Source organism: Pseudomonas sp. JV245A (assembly GCF_032424515.1).
GTDB classification, from domain to species: Bacteria; Pseudomonadota; Gammaproteobacteria; order Pseudomonadales; family Pseudomonadaceae; genus Aquipseudomonas; species Aquipseudomonas protegens.
This window is the reverse complement of record NZ_VYKE01000329.1, coordinates 1-2,212: the sequence shown is the minus strand read 5'-3', so window position 1 is coordinate 2,212 and position 2,212 is coordinate 1. Positions and strand designations below refer to the sequence as shown.

General features: G+C 68.7%; 1 protein-coding gene and 1 pseudogene. Both read left to right on the top strand.

The annotated features are described in order from the left end of the window. On the top strand, window positions 1–1,599 hold a 1,599-nt coding region (locus F6S12_RS31265), incomplete at its 5' end, for an ABC transporter ATP-binding protein (RefSeq protein WP_315869809.1). Window positions 1,600–1,979: 380 nt separating this feature from the next. Further along, window positions 1,980–2,212: pseudogene (locus F6S12_RS31260) on the top strand (alkanesulfonate monooxygenase); the annotation flags it as partial.

The window sequence follows — 2,212 nt, the reverse complement described above, 5'->3', positions numbered from 1 at the left end:
GCCGGGCTGTCGCAGTTCGTCGCCGGCAGCGCGGCGATCCGCGTGCTCAACGACCTGCGGGTCAAGGTCTTTGCCCATATCCAGGCCCTGAGCGTCAGCTACTTCGACCAGACCCGCGCCGGGCGCATCATTTCCCGCGCCGACCGCGACGTCGACAGCCTGGAGCCGCTGCTGATCCAGGGTCCGCCGGAGCTGCTGGGGGCCCTGCTGCGCTGCGCCCTGGCGGCGCTGATGCTGTGGCGCATCGACCCGCGCTTCTTCCTCAGCCTGGCGGCCACGGTGCCGCTGCTGGCGCTGGCGACCTGGGGCTTCAAGCGCATCTCCCAGCGCAACTGGGCCAGGGTCGCGGAGAACCGCAGCCGCTTCACCGCGCACCTGGTGGAAAGCGTCAGCGGCGCGCGCATGCTCCAGCAATGCGGGCAGCAGGAACCCAACCTGCAGCGCTATCGCGGCCTGCTGGATGACTTCAACCAGGCGCTGATCCGCGGCAGCCTGCGCTCCAGCTGGTTCGCCCCATTCACCGCGCTGCTCAGCACCGCCGGCATGGCCGCGCTGCTGCTGGTGGGCGGCTATGGGCTGGCCGATAACCAGATCAGCGTTGGCCAGATGGCGGAAAGCCTGTTCTACGTGTTTCTGTTTCTGGGCCCGTTGCAGGAACTCTCTGACCTGTTCGAACGCTACGCCACCGGCTCAGCCTCGGCGCAGCGGATCTTTCTGCTGCTGGACACCCGGCCCCAGGTCCTCGACCCGGCCCAGCCCCAGCGCATGCAGCGGGCCCGGGGCGAGGTCGGTTTCGAACAGGTGCGGTTCGCCTACGACCCCAGGAGCAAAAACGCGGTGATCCAGAACCTGGACCTGCAGATCAAGGCCGGCGAAGTGCTGGCGATTGTCGGCCCCTCGGGCCATGGCAAAAGTACCCTGGTGCAGTTGCTGACCCGTTTCTACGACGTTCAGGGCGGCGCCGTGACGCTCGACGGCGTGGACATCCGGCACCTGGCTCAGCACGACCTGCGCCGGGCCGTGGGCGTGGTGCTGCAGGACAATGTGCTGTTCAGCGGCACTATCCTCGACAACCTGCGCCTGGCAGCCCCCGGCGCCGATGATGCAACGCTGATTGCCGCGGCCCGGGAGCTGGGGGCCGACGAGGTGCTGGAACGCCTGCCCCACCAGTACCACAGCGAGGTCGGCCCCCTGGGTGGACACCTGAGCCATGGCCAGCGGCAACTGGTGTGCCTGGTACGGGCCTACCTGGCCAACCCGGCGGTGCTGGTACTGGACGAAGCCACCTCGGCGGTGGACATCCATACCGAGCGGCGCATCCAGCGCGCCCTGCGCCGGCTGTGCCAGGGGCGCACGGCGATCATCATCGCCCACCGCCTGGCGACCATCCGCGACGCCGACCGGATCGCGGTGATCCGCCACGGCCAACTGGTGGAACAGGGACCGCATCAGCAGTTGATCCGGCAGAGCGGCGCCTATGCGGCGTTGTACCAGGCCTATCTGCGTAGCGCCGACCAACCCGGCGGCGCAAACCCCGCGGCCCCTTTCGCCGGCAAGCCGGCTCCTGCAACAGCACCGCCGATATCGCGCCAGCTGTAGGCACTGGCTTACCAGCGAAGGCGCCCGCAAGGACAGCACAAGGCTCAAGGGCCTGTTCGCCGGCAAGCCGGCTCCTACAACAGCACCGCCGGTATCGCGCCAGCTGTAGGCGCTGGCTTGCCAGCGAAGGCGTCCGCAAGGACAGCACAAGGCTCAAGGGCCTGTTCGCCGGCAAGGAGGCACTGGGTTGTTGCGCGCTCAGCAGCGGTTGCTGCCGGGGTGCTGCTACAGCAGCACCAGGGCCCTGCGCTAGGCCGGCTGAAGCCCCCGAACCCCCGCCATGGTGGGCTGCGACGGCCATGGCATGGCCGTTGCAATTACCCCCTGACAGGCGTCTTCGCACCCGCGCGGCGCAACGCGTTACTGAATCAGGAGCACCCATGAGCACTGAATTTTTCTGGCGCCTGCCGCTGGGCACCGACGGCCCGCAGTTGAGCACCGACAAGCACAATCGCGGCAACCCCCACCCCCGTGCCGGGCATATCGCCCCCGGGCGCCTGGCCAACGGCGAGCCCGACGGTTTCACCTACATCGACTACATCGCCCAGGTGGCCAAGGCCGCCGAGCTGGCGGGCTTCGAAGGCGCCCTGCTGCCTACCGGCCCCGAGCCCTG